The 15,086-nt window shown below is 70.0% G+C and carries 15 protein-coding genes and 1 riboswitch; of the genes, 5 read left to right on the top strand and 10 right to left on the bottom strand.

Annotated elements, in window-relative coordinates; genetic code table 11:
- Nucleotides 1-31 precede the first annotated feature (31 nt).
- The 3 genes from trpS to AC2IPW_RS16580 all read right to left on the bottom strand — a co-directional run bounded on the left by trpS (nucleotide 32) and on the right by AC2IPW_RS16580 (nucleotide 3,251).
- On the bottom strand, nucleotides 32-1,072 hold the full coding sequence (trpS, locus tag AC2IPW_RS16570; protein WP_003935743.1) for a tryptophan--tRNA ligase: 1,041 nt from the start codon (nucleotides 1,070-1,072) through the stop codon (nucleotides 32-34).
- 72 nt (nucleotides 1,073-1,144) lie between these two features.
- Nucleotides 1,145-1,948, bottom strand: coding sequence for an exodeoxyribonuclease III (locus AC2IPW_RS16575; RefSeq protein WP_200863125.1), 804 nt, complete (start codon nucleotides 1,946-1,948; stop codon nucleotides 1,145-1,147).
- A gap of 85 nt (nucleotides 1,949-2,033) precedes the next feature.
- Nucleotides 2,034-3,251, bottom strand: a complete 1,218-nt coding sequence (locus AC2IPW_RS16580; RefSeq protein WP_003935745.1) for an NADP-dependent isocitrate dehydrogenase — start codon at nucleotides 3,249-3,251, stop codon at nucleotides 2,034-2,036.
- Nucleotides 3,252-3,517: 266 nt separating this feature from the next.
- Nucleotides 3,518-3,633, top strand: a riboswitch (SAM riboswitch).
- Nucleotides 3,634-3,719: 86 nt separating this feature from the next.
- Between AC2IPW_RS16580 and AC2IPW_RS16585 the strand changes: the two genes are divergently transcribed.
- Complete coding sequence (locus tag AC2IPW_RS16585; RefSeq protein WP_416061415.1) at nucleotides 3,720-5,045, top strand: bifunctional o-acetylhomoserine/o-acetylserine sulfhydrylase; 1,326 nt, start codon at nucleotides 3,720-3,722, stop codon at nucleotides 5,043-5,045.
- Nucleotides 5,042-6,169: a homoserine O-acetyltransferase MetX gene (gene metX, locus AC2IPW_RS16590; protein WP_040783352.1), complete on the top strand. Its 1,128-nt coding sequence runs from the start codon at nucleotides 5,042-5,044 to the stop codon at nucleotides 6,167-6,169. Before AC2IPW_RS16585 ends, metX begins: the two co-directional genes overlap by 4 nt.
- 52 nt (nucleotides 6,170-6,221) lie before the next feature.
- Here the strand turns inward: metX and AC2IPW_RS16595 are convergent, their stop codons facing one another.
- Together AC2IPW_RS16595 and AC2IPW_RS16600 are read right to left on the bottom strand one after the other, a co-directional pair.
- Nucleotides 6,222-6,524: a DUF3017 domain-containing protein gene (locus tag AC2IPW_RS16595; protein WP_003937991.1), complete on the bottom strand. Its 303-nt coding sequence runs from the start codon at nucleotides 6,522-6,524 to the stop codon at nucleotides 6,222-6,224.
- A 4-nt stretch (nucleotides 6,525-6,528) separates the two neighbouring features.
- A complete protein-coding gene (locus AC2IPW_RS16600) occupies nucleotides 6,529-7,383 on the bottom strand; it encodes a bifunctional methylenetetrahydrofolate dehydrogenase/methenyltetrahydrofolate cyclohydrolase (protein ID WP_003937992.1) in 855 nt (284 codons plus the stop codon).
- A 142-nt stretch (nucleotides 7,384-7,525) separates the two neighbouring features.
- On the opposite strand from AC2IPW_RS16600, the gene AC2IPW_RS16605 reads away from it, so the two are divergent.
- The 3 genes from AC2IPW_RS16605 (at nucleotide 7,526) to AC2IPW_RS16615 (ending at nucleotide 9,059) form a co-directional block, all read left to right on the top strand.
- Nucleotides 7,526-7,990: a tRNA (cytidine(34)-2'-O)-methyltransferase gene (locus AC2IPW_RS16605; RefSeq protein ID WP_003937993.1), complete on the top strand. Its 465-nt coding sequence runs from the start codon at nucleotides 7,526-7,528 to the stop codon at nucleotides 7,988-7,990.
- A 124-nt stretch (nucleotides 7,991-8,114) separates the two neighbouring features.
- A complete protein-coding gene (gene idi / locus AC2IPW_RS16610) occupies nucleotides 8,115-8,636 on the top strand; it encodes an isopentenyl-diphosphate Delta-isomerase (protein WP_235157466.1) in 522 nt (173 codons plus the stop codon).
- A gap of 222 nt (nucleotides 8,637-8,858) precedes the next feature.
- A complete protein-coding gene (locus tag AC2IPW_RS16615) occupies nucleotides 8,859-9,059 on the top strand; it encodes a hypothetical protein (protein ID WP_003937995.1) in 201 nt (66 codons plus the stop codon).
- Between the two features lie 33 nt (nucleotides 9,060-9,092).
- Here AC2IPW_RS16615 and AC2IPW_RS16620 read toward each other — a convergent pair whose 3' ends face one another.
- The 5 genes from AC2IPW_RS16620 to AC2IPW_RS16640 all read right to left on the bottom strand — a co-directional run bounded on the left by AC2IPW_RS16620 (nucleotide 9,093) and on the right by AC2IPW_RS16640 (nucleotide 15,020).
- Nucleotides 9,093-9,401 (bottom strand): rhodanese-like domain-containing protein, encoded by a 309-nt coding sequence (locus AC2IPW_RS16620; RefSeq protein WP_003937996.1) that lies wholly within the window; start codon nucleotides 9,399-9,401, stop codon nucleotides 9,093-9,095.
- Nucleotides 9,394-10,233 carry a DUF4349 domain-containing protein gene (locus AC2IPW_RS16625; RefSeq protein ID WP_486375216.1) on the bottom strand — a complete coding sequence of 280 codons (840 nt, stop codon included), beginning with the start codon at nucleotides 10,231-10,233 and terminating at the stop codon, nucleotides 9,394-9,396. The genes AC2IPW_RS16620 and AC2IPW_RS16625 overlap by 8 nt, the downstream gene beginning before the upstream one ends.
- Before the next feature lie 11 nt (nucleotides 10,234-10,244).
- A complete protein-coding gene (locus tag AC2IPW_RS16630; RefSeq protein ID WP_486375217.1) occupies nucleotides 10,245-13,505 on the bottom strand; it encodes an error-prone DNA polymerase in 3,261 nt (1,086 codons plus the stop codon).
- An 82-nt stretch (nucleotides 13,506-13,587) separates the two neighbouring features.
- Nucleotides 13,588-14,451: an RNA polymerase sigma-70 factor gene (locus tag AC2IPW_RS16635; protein ID WP_486375218.1), complete on the bottom strand. Its 864-nt coding sequence runs from the start codon at nucleotides 14,449-14,451 to the stop codon at nucleotides 13,588-13,590.
- Nucleotides 14,448-15,020 (bottom strand): carboxymuconolactone decarboxylase family protein, encoded by a 573-nt coding sequence (locus AC2IPW_RS16640; RefSeq protein WP_416061419.1) that lies wholly within the window; start codon nucleotides 15,018-15,020, stop codon nucleotides 14,448-14,450. The genes AC2IPW_RS16635 and AC2IPW_RS16640 overlap by 4 nt, the downstream gene beginning before the upstream one ends.
- Between the last annotated feature and the right edge of the window lie 66 nt (nucleotides 15,021-15,086).

Raw genomic sequence — 15,086 nt, forward strand, 5'->3', positions numbered from 1 at the left:
CCCGTGTGCTGCGTCCGGCGCACGCCCCGGCTCACTTGCGGGGCAGGAATCCCACCTTGTCATAGACCTGGCCGAGTGTCCGGGAAGCCACCTCGCGGGCCTGGTCGGCGCCGGTCGACAGGATGCGCAGCAGTTCCGCCTCGTCGGCGAGGTACTCGTCCACCTTCGCCTGCAACGGGGTGACGAACTCGGTGAGCACCTCCGCGGTGTCGGTCTTGAGGTCGCCGTATCCCTTGCCCGCGTAGCCGGCCACGAGTTCGTCGACGGGCCGGCCGGACAGGGCGGCCTGAATGGTGAGCAGGTTGCTCACGCCGGGCTTGTTCGCGGGGTCGAAGCGGATCTCGCGCTCGTTGTCCGTCACCGCCGACTTGATCTTCTTCGCCGAAACCTTCGGATCGTCGAGCAGGTTGATCAGGCCGGCCGGGGTCGCGGCGGACTTGCTCATCTTCGCCGTGGGGTTCTGCAGGTCGTAGATCTTGGCGGTGCCCTTGATGATCTGCGGCTCGGGAACGACGAACGTCTTGCCGAACCTGGTGTTGAACCGCTGGGCGAGATCCCGGGTCAGCTCGAGGTGCTGACGCTGATCCTCCCCCACCGGCACCCGCTGCGGCCGGTACAGCAGGATGTCCGCCGCCATCAGCACCGGGTAGGTGAACAGACCGACGCTGGCGTGCTCGGTGCCCTCCTTGGCGGACTTGTCCTTGAACTGCGTCATCCGGCCCGCCTCGCCGAAGCCGGTGATACAGCTCAGCACCCACGCCAGCTCGGCGTGCTCGGGTACCTGGCTCTGGACGAACAGCACCGACCGGTCCGGGTCGATGCCGACGGCGAGCAGCTGCGCGGCCGCCCGCAGAGTGCGCCGGCGCAACCCCTTCGGATCCTGCGGCACGGTGATCGCGTGCAGATCGGGGATGAAGTAGTAGGCGTCGAACTCGTCCTGCAACGGAACCCACTGCTGCAGCGCGCCGAGGAAGTTCCCGAGGTGGAACGAATCGGAGGTCGGCTGGATACCCGACAGCACCCGGGGCCGGGCGGTCGGCGTGGTGGTGTTCTGTTCTGCAGTGCTCGCCATGGTTGTCGATACTTTCACGTGCGGGAAGAGCCGCTCCCGGGAGGTCGGCTCCGATCGCGGGGTCCGCCCGGATCAGCGGAACTGCACGGTGACCGGGGCGTGGTCCGACCAGCGCTCGGCATAGGTGGCAGCGCGCTCGACGCGGGCCTCCTTCGCCCGGGCGGCCAGCCCCGCCGTCGCGAGGTGGTAGTCGATCCGCCAGCCGGCGTCGGTGTCGAACGCCTTGCCGCGGTAGGACCACCAGGAATACGGGCCGTCGACGTCGGGGTGCAGGGCGCGCACCACGTCGACCCAGCGGCCGTCGGCGAGGAGGGCATCGAGCCAGGCGCGTTCGCCGGGCAGGAACCCGGACTTCTTCACGTTGCCCTTCCAGTTCTTGATGTCGCGCTCGGTGTGGGCGATGTTCCAGTCCCCGCACACCACCATGTGCCGGCCCGCGGCCTCCGCCTCGGCGGCCCGGTGGTTCAGGTGCGCCGCGAACGACGCCATGAACCGCTCCTTCTCTTCCTGCTTCGGGGTGTCGGCCTCCCCGGTGGGCAGGTACAGACTGCCGACGGTCAGATCGCCGAAGTCCGCCTCGACGTACCGTCCGGAGGCCGCGAACTCGTCCTCGTCGAACCCGACGCGGGAGGAGTCGGCGGGGCGCCGCGACAGGATCGCGACCCCGGCACGGCCCTTGGCCTCCGATTCGGCCGACACGACGTACCACCCGGCATCGAGGGCCGGCGCGATCGCCGCATGGAACTGCTGCTCGGTGGCGCGCACCTCCTGCAGGCACACGATGTCGGCGGGCTCGGTGGCCAGCCAGGCGAGCAGTCCCTTGCCGGCGGCGGCACGGACGCCGTTGACGTTGACGGTGGAGACGACATGAGGCACGCCGGTCACCGTAGCGGACGGACCCGACCCGCAACGACGACGGGACGCCCCCGGCAGGGGCGTCCCGTCGTGTGCGGTCCGTGCGTCAGGCGCGAGCCTTCTGGAGGTTCTCGTCGAGCGCGGCGAGGAACTCCTCGGTGGTCAGCCAGGCCTGCTCGGGTCCGATGAGCAGGGCGAGGTCCTTGGTCATCTGGCCGGCTTCGACGGTCTTGATGACGACGTCCTCGAGCTGCTGGGCGAACTCGATCACCTCGGGGGTGTTGTCGAGCTTGCCGCGGTGCTCGAGACCACGGGTCCAGGCGAAGATCGACGCGATCGGGTTGGTCGACGTCGGCTTGCCGGCCTGGTGCTGCCGGAAGTGCCGGGTGACGGTTCCGTGGGCAGCCTCGGCCTCGACGGTCTTTCCGTCCGGGGTCATGAGCACGGAGGTCATCAGGCCCAGCGAACCGTAGCCCTGTGCGACGGTGTCCGACTGGACGTCGCCGTCGTAGTTCTTGCAGGCCCAGACGTAACCGCCTTCCCACTTGAGCGAGGAAGCGACCATGTCGTCGATGAGGCGGTGCTCGTAGGTGAGTCCGGCGGCGTCGAACTCCGCCTTGAACTCCTCCTCGTAGATCCGCTGGAACTCGTCCTTGAACATGCCGTCGTAGGCCTTGAGGATCGTGTTCTTGGTCGAGAGGTAGACCGGGTAGTTCTGCTGCAGGCCGTAGGACAGCGAGGCCCGCGCGAAGTCCTGGATGGACTTCTTGTAGTTGTACATCCCCATGACGACGCCGCCGTCCTCGGGAATCTGGCACACCTCGTGCTGGATCGGCTCGGAGCCGTCCTCCGGCGTGAAGGTGATGGTGACGGTGCCCGGGCGGTCGACCTTGAAGTCGGTGGCGCGGTACTGGTCGCCGAAGGCGTGACGGCCGACGATGACCGGCTTGGTCCAGCCCGGCACCAGACGGGGCACGTTCGAGATGATGATCGGGGCACGGAAGATGGTGCCGCCCAGGATGTTACGGATCGTGCCGTTGGGCGAACGCCACATCTTCTTCAGGCCGAACTCCTCGACCCGGGCCTCGTCGGGAGTGATGGTGGCGCACTTGACGCCGACGCCGTGCTTCTTGATGGCGTTGGCCGCATCCACGGTGACCTGGTCGTCGGTCGCATCGCGGTGCTCGATGCCGAGGTCGTAGTACTCGAGATTCACATCCAGGTAAGGATGGATCAGCTTGTCTTTGATGAACTGCCAGATGATGCGGGTCATCTCGTCGCCGTCGAGTTCGACGACCGTTCCCTCAACCTTGATCTTGGACATGTGCGCTTCGCGTCCTCCTAGGAAGTGTCCCTGGTCCCAAGTCGATCCCACTTTGTGGGTGCGATCGTGGTCGGCTCAATGAACCATTCATGGCGTGCTCACACGTACGGAACACGGTCCAAACAAGACGAGCGTACTGCTATTGCCCCGGCCCGCCAAGCGCACCCCCGGCTACCCGCGGGTAACTTTCGCCTGCTCAGGCGCCCTCCGCCGGCAGGTACGGGTCGCCTACCGAAGCGTCTGTTCGAGCCGCTAGACTCGCGCCAGGTCATGAGTACCAGCGTGAAGCCCCGGCTTGCTGGTCGGCAACCCTCCGGCCAGGGTGGGGTGCTCCGGGTGATGACCCGGTCGTCCGGCGACACGCCGCACGACAAGCCGGTCCGATGGAGGTATTCGTCATGAGGGTTGTGATCATGAGCTGTCGTCACTAGCCGCCCCGACCTCCCGACCACGGCCAGTAAGGACATCATGACCGACAGCGAGAACACCCGGCGCGAAGACGGCTGGAGCTTCGAGACCAAGCAGATCCACGCGGGACAGCCCGCCGGCGGCGACACCCGCGCCCGCGCCCTGCCGATCTACCAGACCACCAGCTACACCTTCGACAACACCGACCACGCCGCCGCCCTGTTCGGCCTGACCGAACCCGGCAACATCTACACCCGCATCATGAACCCCACCCAGGACGCGGTCGAACAACGCATCGCCGCCCTCGAAGGCGGCGTCGCCGCCCTGCTCCTCGCCTCCGGCCAGGCCGCCGAAACCTACGCCCTCCTCAACCTCGCCGCCGCCGGCGACCACATCGTCGCCAGCCCCTACCTCTACGGCGGCACCTACAACCTGCTGCACTACACCCTGCCCCGCCTCGGCATCGAGGTCACCTTCGTCGACGACCCCGACGACCTCGACCAGTGGCGCGCCGCGATCCGCCCCACCACCCGCGCCCTCTACGGCGAAACCATCGCCAACCCCAAGAACCACCTGCTCGACATCCCCGGCATCGCCGCCGTCGCCCACGCCCACCACCTGCCGCTGATCGTCGACAACACCGTCGCCACCCCCTACCTGATCCGCCCCCTCGAACACGGCGCCGACATCGTCGTGCACTCGGCCACCAAATACCTCGGCGGCCACGGCACCGCCATCGCCGGGGTCCTCGTCGACGGCGGCACCTTCGACTGGACCGGCACCGGCCCCGACGGCGCCCCCCGCCACCCCCAGTTCACCACCCCCGACCCCAGCTACCACGGCGTGGTCTACGCCGACCTCGGCGCCCCCGCCTACGCCCTCAAGGCCCGCGTGCAACTGCTGCGCGACCTCGGTGCCGCGGTCTCCCCGTTCAACGCCTTCCTCATCGCCCAGGGCCTCGAGACCCTGAGCCTGCGCATGGAACGCCACGTCGCCAACGCCGAGCGCGTCGCCGAATTCCTCGACCGCCGCCCCGAGGTCACCGCCGTCGCCTACGCCGGCCTGCCCTCCTCGCCCTGGCACGACCGCGCCCGGCACCTCGCCCCCCGCGGCGCCGGCGCCATCGTCACCTTCGAACTCGCCGGCGGCATCGACGCCGGCAAGCAGTTCGTCAACGCGCTGACCCTGCACAGCCACGTCGCCAACATCGGCGACGTACGCTCGCTGGTCATCCACCCCGCCTCCACCACCCACTCCCAACTCACCGCCGCCGAACAACTCGCCGCCGGCGTCACCCCCGGCCAGGTCCGCCTCGCCGTCGGCATCGAGAACATCGACGACATCCTCACCGACCTCACCACCGGCCTCGAGGCGGTCGCGTCTTGACGGCGCGCGTCGACCGGCGCCACGTGGAGCTGCCGCCGGAGGACGGCCGTCTCGGGACGGTCGACATCGGGCCGCTGACGCTCGAGTCCGGCGCGACCCTGCCCGACGTGACCGTGGCGGTGCAACGATGGGGCCGGCTGTCGCCGTCGCGCGACAACGTCGTCCTCGTCGAACACGCCCTCACGGGGGACTCGCACGTGACCGGGCCCGCCGGACCCGAACACCCGTCGCCCGGCTGGTGGACCGGGATGGTCGGTCCGGGCGCGCCGATCGACACCGACACGTGGTGCGTCGTGGCGACGAACGTGCTGGGCGGCTGCCGCGGCACCACCGGACCGGGTTCGCCCGCTCCGGACGGCAAGGCGTGGGGTTCCCGGTTCCCCGGCATCACGGTGCGCGACCAGGTCGCCGCCGAGGTCGCGCTCGCCGATGCGCTCGGCATCGACAGGTTGGCGGCCGTCACCGGAGGGTCCATGGGCGGCATGCGGACGCTCGAGTGGATCATCGGGTATCCGGAACGGGTGCAGGCGGCCCTCGTCCTCGCCGTCGGCGCCCGCGCCACCGCCGACCAGATCGGCACCCAGACCACGCAGATCGCCGCCATCACCGCCGACCCGGACTGGCAGGGCGGGGACTACTACGGAACGGGACGGGTGCCGCGGGCCGGGCTGGGCATCGCACGGCGGATCGCACACCTGACCTACCGGACCGAGGGCGAACTCGACACCCGCTTCGCCAATTCCCCCCAGGGAAGCGAAAACCCCTGGAACGGCGGACGATACGCGGTGCAGAGCTATCTGGAGCACCAGGCCGACAAGCTCGTCGCGCGGTTCGATCCCGGTACGTACGTCGCGCTCACCCAGGCGATGAACCGGCACGACGTCGGACACGGGCGGGGCGGTGTGGCCGCCGCACTCGGATCCACCCCGGTGCCGACGATCGTCGCCGGCGTGGACTCCGACCGCCTGTATCCGCTGCGGCTGCAACAGGAGATCGCCGACGGCCTGCCGGGCTGCGACGGGCTGCGCGTCCTCGAGTCCCGGGACGGTCACGACGGTTTCCTCACCGAGGCCGACGCCGTCGCCAAACTCCTGACCGAGCTCGTCACCCTCGCACGAGGCTGAGGGCCGCGCGCCGCCGGGCCGCGGCCCGGCGGCTCATCCGGTGCCGAGCGGCTCATCCGGTGCCGAGCGGATCGATCGAGACCGCCAGGGCGATGACGAGTCCGCCCACGACGAGGAGCGCGGACACGTCGAAGGCCCGGCTGCGCACGGCGAGCACACCGACCTGATCCTCGGGCACCCACAGGCGCAGCAGACCGGCGAGCAGGGTGGCGCTGCCGAAGACGAACGCGCCACGACGCCACCGGTCCGCCAGGACGAGGATCACCGCCGCGGCGATGACGACCGTCACCGCCAGCAACGGCAGGTTCCGCCGGGCCAGCCGCAACCAGCGCTCCGCGCCGGCCAGGTGCACCACGGGCTCAGCGGCCGGCGAGCTGTTCGGCTCGCTCGACCACGTTCGCCAGCAGGAACGCACGGGTCAGGGGGCCGACGCCACCGGGATTGGGCGACAGGAACCCGGCAACCTCGCCGACGTCGGCGGCCACGTCGCCGCGCAGGCCCTCCGGGGTCCGGCTCACACCCACGTCCAGGACCGCCGCACCCGGCTTGACCATGTCCGCGGTGATCAGTCCCGGCACACCCGCAGCGGCGACGACGATGTCCGCACGCCGTACTTCCGCTGCGAGGTCCTTCGTGCCGGTATGGCAGAGAGTGACCGTCGCGTTCTCGCTGCGGCGGGTGAGCAGCAGCCCGATCGGCCGGCCGACGGTGACGCCGCGGCCCACCACCACCACGTGGGCGCCCGCGATCGGCACCTCGTACCGGCGCAGCAGATGCACGATGCCGCGCGGGGTGCACGGCAGGGCCGCCTCCTTGCCGAGGACCAGGCGGCCGAGGTTGATCGGGTGCAGACCGTCGGCGTCCTTGTCGGGATCGATGCGCTCGAGCGCGGCGTTCTCGTCCAGGTGCTCAGGCAGCGGCAACTGCACGATGTAGCCGGTGCAGCCGGGGTCGGCGTTCAGCTCGTCGATCACCGCGTCGAGCTGCTCCTGCGTCGTGTCGGCGGGCAGGTCGCGGCGGATCGAGTTGATCCCGACCTTGGCGCAGTCGTTGTGCTTGCCGCGCACGTACGCTGCCGATCCCGGGTCGTCGCCGACGAGCACGGTGCCCAGGCCGGGGGTGATGCCCTTCGCCTTCAGCGCGGCCACGCGGGCCTTCAGGTCCTCGAAAATCTCGTCGCGGGTCGCTTTACCGTCCAGGATCGTCGCAGTCACAACCGTCATTGTCTCAGGTCGCCCGGCAACGTCGGACGCAGCCTCACCGGTCAGCCGCACGTCCGGCACCGCGCGGCTGTCCGCTCCGGGCGCGGTCGGTCCCCGGCGGCACCGCCGGAGGTGCAACTGGCAAGCTGAATCGGTGTTCCGAGTGATGTTCTACGAGCCGCGCATCCCACCCAACACCGGCAATGCGATCCGCATGGTCGCCGGGACCGGCTGCGAGCTGCATCTGGTGGGGCCGCTCGGATTCGATCTCTCCGAGCCGAAACTGCGCCGCGCGGGCCTGGACTACCACGATCTGGCGTCGGTGAGCGTGCACGAGGACCTCGAGGCCGCGTGGGCCGCGCTGCGGCCGGAGCGGGTGTACGCGTTCACCGCGCATGCGAGCGTGTCGTATGCCGCACTCGAGTACCGGCCCGGCGACGTGTTCCTCTTCGGGCCGGAACCCACGGGACTGCCCGACGAGGTGCTCGCCGATCCCCACGTCACGACCCGGGTGCGGATTCCGATGCTGCCGGGCCGGCGCTCGTTGAACCTGTCGAACGCGGCGGCGGTGGTCACGTACGAGGCGTGGCGTCAGCACGGTTTCGCGGGGGCGGTCTGAACCGGCCGGGCAACGGACCCATCCGCGCCGGGGGCGGCCCCGAATCCCCTTCGACGCCGCGCGGAGCCTCGTCGTGAGGAGACGCCGCAACTGTGGGAATGTGGAACGGGGAGGTGGAGACGTCGTGACTCTTGTCGTGCTGGTCGACCGCGACGGTCGGGAAGTGGGAACCGCCGAGAAGGTGGCAGCGCACCGCCCTCCGGCACCGCTGCATCGCGCCTTCTCGGCGTTCCTCCTCGATGCCGACGGCAACGTCCTGCTGCAACGCAGGAGCCTGGACAAGTACCACTTCGCCGGCCTCTGGGCCAACAGTTGCTGTGGGCATCCCCTCCCGGGTGAGAGCGTGCTCGACGCTGCGGCCCGGCGTAGCTGGGACGAACTGGGTGTGCGCCCGTCGGACCTGCGGGAAGTGGCCTCGGTCGTCTACTCCGCCCACGATCCGGACTCGTCGCTCATGGAGCACGAGTTCGACCACGTCGTCGTCGGACGCGTGCACACGGCTCCTCGTCCCGTTCCGAGCGAGGTGGCCGAGGTGCGGTTCCAGTCCCTCGCCGAGGTCGTGCGCGACGTCGAGCAGACCCCACAGGTGTTCGCGCCGTGGATGCCGCACGTCCTCGGCGCGGTGCTGCCGGCGCTGGCCCGTTAGGCCGCCCGCCCGGTCCCGGCGACGGGCCGGACGTCGGCGTCCCGCTTCTCGTCGCAGGAGAAACGGACGCCGCATCGAAATGTTATACGTCGTTATCATTTCGTGATTTTCCCGCGTCGGGTGTGACACCGGCGCCGGGGATTCTCGGTATCCGGACCACTCCGGGACACCCGGCGACGCGCTCGCCGCCCGGCAGTCGGACGAACGAGTCGGAGAACAGACATGGCGGCACCACACCTCCCCCACCGTCCGAAGAACCCGTCGGCACTGCTCGAGGATCCGCACGCCGGGATCGTCCTCGCGGGCGTCCTCACGGTCGTGGGTGTGCTCGCGGCGGTGGCGATGGCCGGTTCCGCGCTGCTGGCCGTCGCCCTCGCCGTCATCGTGGCCGGTGCCGTGGCCGTCGTCGCCGCCGCTGTCTGACGGCGCGGTGAGGACGCACTTCAGTGCGTTCGGTCAGACCCCGACTTCGATGTCGCGACCGGACTGCTGCCAGGCGACGGTGCCGCCGGCCACCGACACGGCGTTGATGCCGCGGCCGGTGAGATAGCTGGCGGCCTGCGAACTGCGTCCCCCGACCGCACAGATGACGTAGACCGTCTCCGCGTCCGGAATCTCGTCGGCGCGGGCGACGAACTCGCTGAGCGGAATGAGCGTCACTCCGGGCACCCGCACCTGCAGGTACTCGTCGCGCTCACGGACGTCGATGACAGGGGCACCGGCGGCGAGCGCGGTGTCCAGGGCGGCCAGGCCGACCTCACGCATCCTGGTCGTTCCTCTCCGGGTTCGGGACTGGTTCCGGTTTGCCCCGCCGCGCGACGAGCCGGACGATCACGTAGACGACGGCTGCGCACACGGCGAGAAACCCCACCCACGGTAACGCGACGCCCAGAGCGACCACCGACCCGGCCAGTGCCGAGCGCAGCGCGTCCCATCCGGCGAGGACTCCGTCCCAGAAGCTGTCCCGGTCCGCACGGCGCTCCGCCGAGATGTCCACGGTCAGCGTGGACAGCTCGATCTGGTCTGCGAGGTAGCGCTGCTGGGCGACGAGACCGTCGAGTTCGCTCTGACGCTGGGCCAGCGCGTTCTCGGCCTCGATGAGGTCGGCGGTGTTCGCGGCGGAGGCCATCAGTGCGCGCAACCGGTCCACGGACGACTGCAAGGCCGCGATCCGCGCCTCGAGATCGGTGTACTGGAGCGTGACGTCCTCGCGGGTGGTGGTCAGGCTGGTCACCTCGCCGAGACCGCGGATGTCCTCGATCGTCCCGGTGAGCCGGTCCGCCGGCACCCGGACGGTCAGCACACTGCTGGTGCCCGGCTGCTCGGTGACCGAGTCCACCCGCCCGCCCGCGGCCTCGACGAGCGTCACCGCCTGTCGTCCGGCAGCAATCGGATCGTCGGCACGCAGAACCAGGTAGCCGGTGACGATCTCCTTGCGCGCGGTGGGCTGCGCGTCCGCGGGTGCCGATTCGCGGGTGCCGTCGGACAGGGACGGCTGCGGCGGTGCGGCCGCGCTCCCGTCACCCGGCCCTTCCCCGCCTCCGGCGCATCCGGCGAGGAACAGCAGGGCGAGCAGGATCACCAGGGGGCGTCGCATGCCGCAGGATGCTAACGGAAGTCGCGGGACTTTCCGATGATGCGCAGATCCATGCGCTGCAACCGGTCCGCGACCACCGTCACCGCCCCTTCCGCGTTCTGCACCCGTCCGCGCACCAGCAGCGCCGGTGCGGTGTGCGCGAGCGTGCGGTACCGCGCCCACAGCCCCACGGAGCACACCACGTTCACCATCCCGGTCTCGTCCTCGAGGTTGAGGAAGGTCACACCCTCGGCGGTCGCGGGTCGCTGCCGGTGCGTGACCGCGCCTCCCACGAGTACCCGGGCCCCGTCGGCGACCTGCAGCAGCTGCGCTGCCGGCACGACACCGAGCGCGTCGAGCTGCGGGCGCAGGAACTGGGTGGGATAGCTGTCCGGGGAGATCCCCGTCGCCCACACGTCCGCGGCGGCCAGTTCGACATCGCTCATGCCGGGCAAGGCGGGGGCCTGCGTCGAAGCGCCGACGCCGGGCAGCCGGTCGGGCCGCTGCGCCGCCGCGGCGCTCGCCGCCCACAGCGCCTCCCGGCGGGTGATGCCGAAGCACCCGAGGGCTCCCGCCGTGGCGAGGGCCTCGGCCTGGGCGGTGCTCGGTTCGACCCGCCGGGACAGTTCCGGGAACGACGTGTAGGGTCCGTGCGCCGTGCGCTCGGCGACGATCCGTTCGGCGAGCGGGTCACCGAGGTGGCGGACCGCGCCGAGGCCGAGACGCACCTCGCGGCCGCGGTTCTCGGTGGTGGCATGGGCGAGGCTCACGTTCACGTCCGGCCCGTGGACCACGACACCGTGACGGCGGGCGTCGGCGACGAGGGACTGTGGGGAGTAGAACCCCATCGGCTGCGCGCGCAGCAGGCCCGCACAGAATGCCGCGGGATGATGCAGCTTGAACCACGCCGAATAGAACACCAGGGCCGCGAAACTCTGCGAATGACTTTCGGGGAAACCGAAATTCGCGAAGGCATAGAGCTTCTCGTAGATGCGGTCGGCAACGTCGCCGGTGATGCCGTGCCGCTCGCGCATACCGTCGTAGAGCCGGCCGCGCAGCCGTTCCATCTTCGCGGTCGAACGCTTGGCCCCCATCGCCCGGCGCAACCGGTCGGCCTCGGCCGCCGTGAACCCGGCCGCGTCGACGGCCATCTGCATCAGCTGCTCCTGGAACAGCGGTACCCCGAGGGTGCGTTTCAGGGCTTTCTCGAGGCAGGGATGGTCGTAGGTGACGGGTTCGAGCCCGTTGCGGCGCCGGATGTACGGGTGCACGGACCCGCCCTGGATGGGACCCGGCCGGATGAGTGCCACCTCGACCACCAGGTCGTAGAAGACGCGCGGCTTCAAGCGCGGGAGGGTGGCCATCTGCGCGCGGGACTCGACCTGGAAGACCCCGACGGCGTCGGCGCGGCGCAGCATCTCGTACACCCCCTCCTCCGCGAGGTCGAGACGCGCGAGATCCACCGTGATCCCTTCGTGCTCGGCGACGAGGTCGATCATGTAGTGCAGCGCGGACAGCATGCCCAGCCCCAGAAGGTCGAACTTGACCAGTCCCGCGGCGGCACAGTCGTCCTTGTCCCACTGCAGCACGGTGCGGCCCGCCATCCGGGCCCATTCGACCGGGCACACGTCGGCGACGGGACGGTCGCAGATCACCATCCCGCCGGAATGGATGCCGAGATGGCGCGGCAGTCCTTCGACCTGTGCGGCGAGTTCGAGGACGGGCGACGGGATGTCGGTGTCCGTCTCCTGGTCCACACCGTGCCACCGGGTGACCTGGCGGCTCCAGGCGTCCTGCTGGCCCTGCGCGTAGCCGAGAGCCCGCGCCATGTCGCGGACGGCGGATTTGCCGCGGTAGGTGACGACGTTGGCGACCTGAGCGGCGTGGGTCCGCCCGTACTTGGCGTAGACGTACTGGATGGCCTCCTCCCGCCGATCGGATTCGATGTCGATGTCGATGTCGGGAGGTCCGTCGCGTTCCGGGGACAGGAAGCGTTCGAAGAGCAGTTCGTTGCGGACCGGGTCGACGTTGGTGATGCCGATGGCGTAGCAGACGGCGGAGTTGGCGGCCGAACCTCTCCCCTGGCAGAGGATGTCGTTGTCCTTGCAGAAGGTGACGATGTCGTGCACCACGAGGAAGTAGCCGGGAAAGTTCAGCCGGCCGATGACGTCGAGTTCGTGCTCGATCTGACGGTAGGCCGCCGGATCGTCCTCGGGGGTGCCGTAGCGGTGCCGTGCCCCGTGCAGCGCGAGTTCGCGCAGCCGGCTGAGTTCGGTATGACCCTCCGGTACATCGAACGGGGGCAGATCCGGGGCGATGAGCCGCAAGTCGAACGCACAGTCTCGGGCGAGTTCGGCGGCCCGGCGGACGGCACCGGGGTGGGCGGTGAACAGTTGCGCCATCTCGGCACCGGAACGCAGATGGGCACCACCGGTAGGGAGGAGCCGGCCCGCGGCTTCGTCGAGACTCTGCCGGTCGTGGATGGCGGCCAGCGCTGTCGCCAGTCGCCGGCGGTGCGGCGTGGCGTAGTGGGCCGCCGTGCTCGCAATGCACGGAAGACCCTGGCGATCGGCGAGTTCCGCGAGGAACGCGTTGCGTTCGCCGTCCTCGGGGAGACCGTGGTGAGTGAGCTCGACCGTGACCCGATCGGCACCGAAACGCTCGACGAGGTCGCGCAGGGCCGCCTCGGCCGCCTCGGGGCCCCCCACGTCGAGGGCTCGGCGGACGTGCCCGCGTCGGCAGCCGGTGAGGATCTGCCAGTGCCCACCGGCCGCATCGGTGAGCGCGTCGTAGTCGTAGCACGGCCGGCCCTTCTCCCCACCGGTCAGATGCGCGGCGGCGATCTCGCGGGACAACCGCCGATACCCCTCCTGCCCCCGCGCGAGGACCAGGAGGTGCGTCTCCTCCGGAGACCCGGCGGCGAGGGAGAGTTCGGCGCCGAACACGGTTCGCATCCCCAGTTCGCGGGCGGCCTCGGCGAAGCGCACGACGCCGTAGAGACCGTCGTGGTCGGTGAGCGCAACGGCTTCGAGACCGAGGCGCACCGCCTCCTCCACGAGTTCCTCGGGGCCGGAAGCGCCGTCGAGAAAGCTGAATGCCGAATGGGCGTGCAGTTCGGCGTAGGGCACGACGGGCCCGTCGGGCGGCCGGACGCGCGGTTCGTACTCTCCGCGGGTGCGCGACCAGGCGGGGCTGTCGCTGCCGTCACCGGGGAATTCGACGTCGCGGCGGGGCCGGCCCGACAACACGCGTTCGAGCTCCGACCAGGTCGGCGGCCCACTCCCCCAGCCCATCCCTGCACCGCCTTCAGCTCGACCGTCTCCGCTCATCGTACATATGTTCGATTGCTTGCCGCGCTCCTGTCGGGCGCGACGGTCACCGCCGCAGTTCCGCCGGACTTTCCAGCCGCCCCAGCTTGTGGGGGTTGTTGACCGCGTAGAGGTGAGTGATCCGGCCGTCCTCGACCACCAGACTCACCGCAGCGGCTGCGCCCTCGACCTCGAATCGCACGCCCGGCATCCCGTTGAGCCAGGCGCCGGCCGCCACGAAGCCCGGGGCCTGGGCGAGGCGGAGCAGCAACGCCGTCAGCCTCTCGGCTCCGGCGATCGGTTTGCGGGCCGCCGGCACCACCCCACCGCCGTCGGCGATGGCCACCACGTCCGGGGCGAGCACCTCCATCAGGCCCTGCACATCGCCCGTCGCGAGGGCCGTCATGAACTTCTCGACGACTGCCAGCCGCTCGGCCGGCGCCACCCGCATCCGCGGTCGCCGCGCCGCGACGTGCCGGCGGGCACGGTGGGCGATCTGCCGGACCGCGGACGGGGCCTTGCCCACCACCTCGGCGATCTCGTCGTAGGGCGTATCGAACACCTCACGTAGGACGAACACCGCCCGCTCGACCGGACCGAGGGTCTCCAGCACGGTGAGCATCGCGATCGAGACGCTCTCGGCGAGTTCGGCGTCTTCGGCCACGTCGGGACTCGTGAGCAGCGGCTCGGGTAGCCATTCCCCGATGTACTCCTCGCGTTGCCGCGCCAATGCCCGCAGCCGGTTCAGCGCCAGCCGCGTGACGATCCGGACCAGGTAGGCGCGCGCGTCCCGCACGTGCGTCCGGTCCACGTCGGCCCACCGCAGCCATGTCTCCTGGACGACGTCCTCGGCGTCGGCGGCAGAGCCGAGCATCTCGTAGGCGACGGTGAAGAGCAGGTTGCGGTGGGCGACGAACGGGTCGCCGGTCACGACTTCGACGCTACGGCGAGCGGCTCGAGATTGCAGGCGGCGGACAACCCCTGCGACTCGATGCCGAATGCCGTGTTGGAGCGGGTCATGAAGTTCACCAGCGCGATGTAGGCGGTCAACTCCACCATCGCGGCCGGGCCGAGCGCCTCCAGCAGCCGGGCCGACAATTCGTCGGTGACCGTCGGCGGCGTCTGCGTCATCGCCTCGGCGTACTCCATGACGTCGCGCTCCAGCGGCGTGAACACATCCGACTCACGCCACCGGGGCACCTCACGCGCCTTCCTCAGATCCAGCCCCTTGTTGTGGGCGTCGAAGTAGCCGAGGTCCAGGCAGAAGCTGCATCCGACCAGTGCGGCCACCGCCATGTGGGCGAACGACTTCAGGTTCTCGTCACACCGGTCCCACTTCCGAATCCTGCGAGCGACCGCGAATCCGAAGTTCAGCACCCTCCGGTTGTGCCACATCACCCCCACCCCCTCGGGCACGTCGCCGAGCATCTTCCGGGCCGTCCGCTCGACGAGCACGCCGTAGAGGCCGCTCAGCTCCGCTTTCGGGATCCTGCTGGTCATGATTCCTCCTCTGATCGTCTGTTCTCGGCATGGAGACACCGGCCACGAACCGAATGTGACAGCCGG

It is taken from the genome of Rhodococcus sp. NS-SX18 (assembly GCF_057367935.1).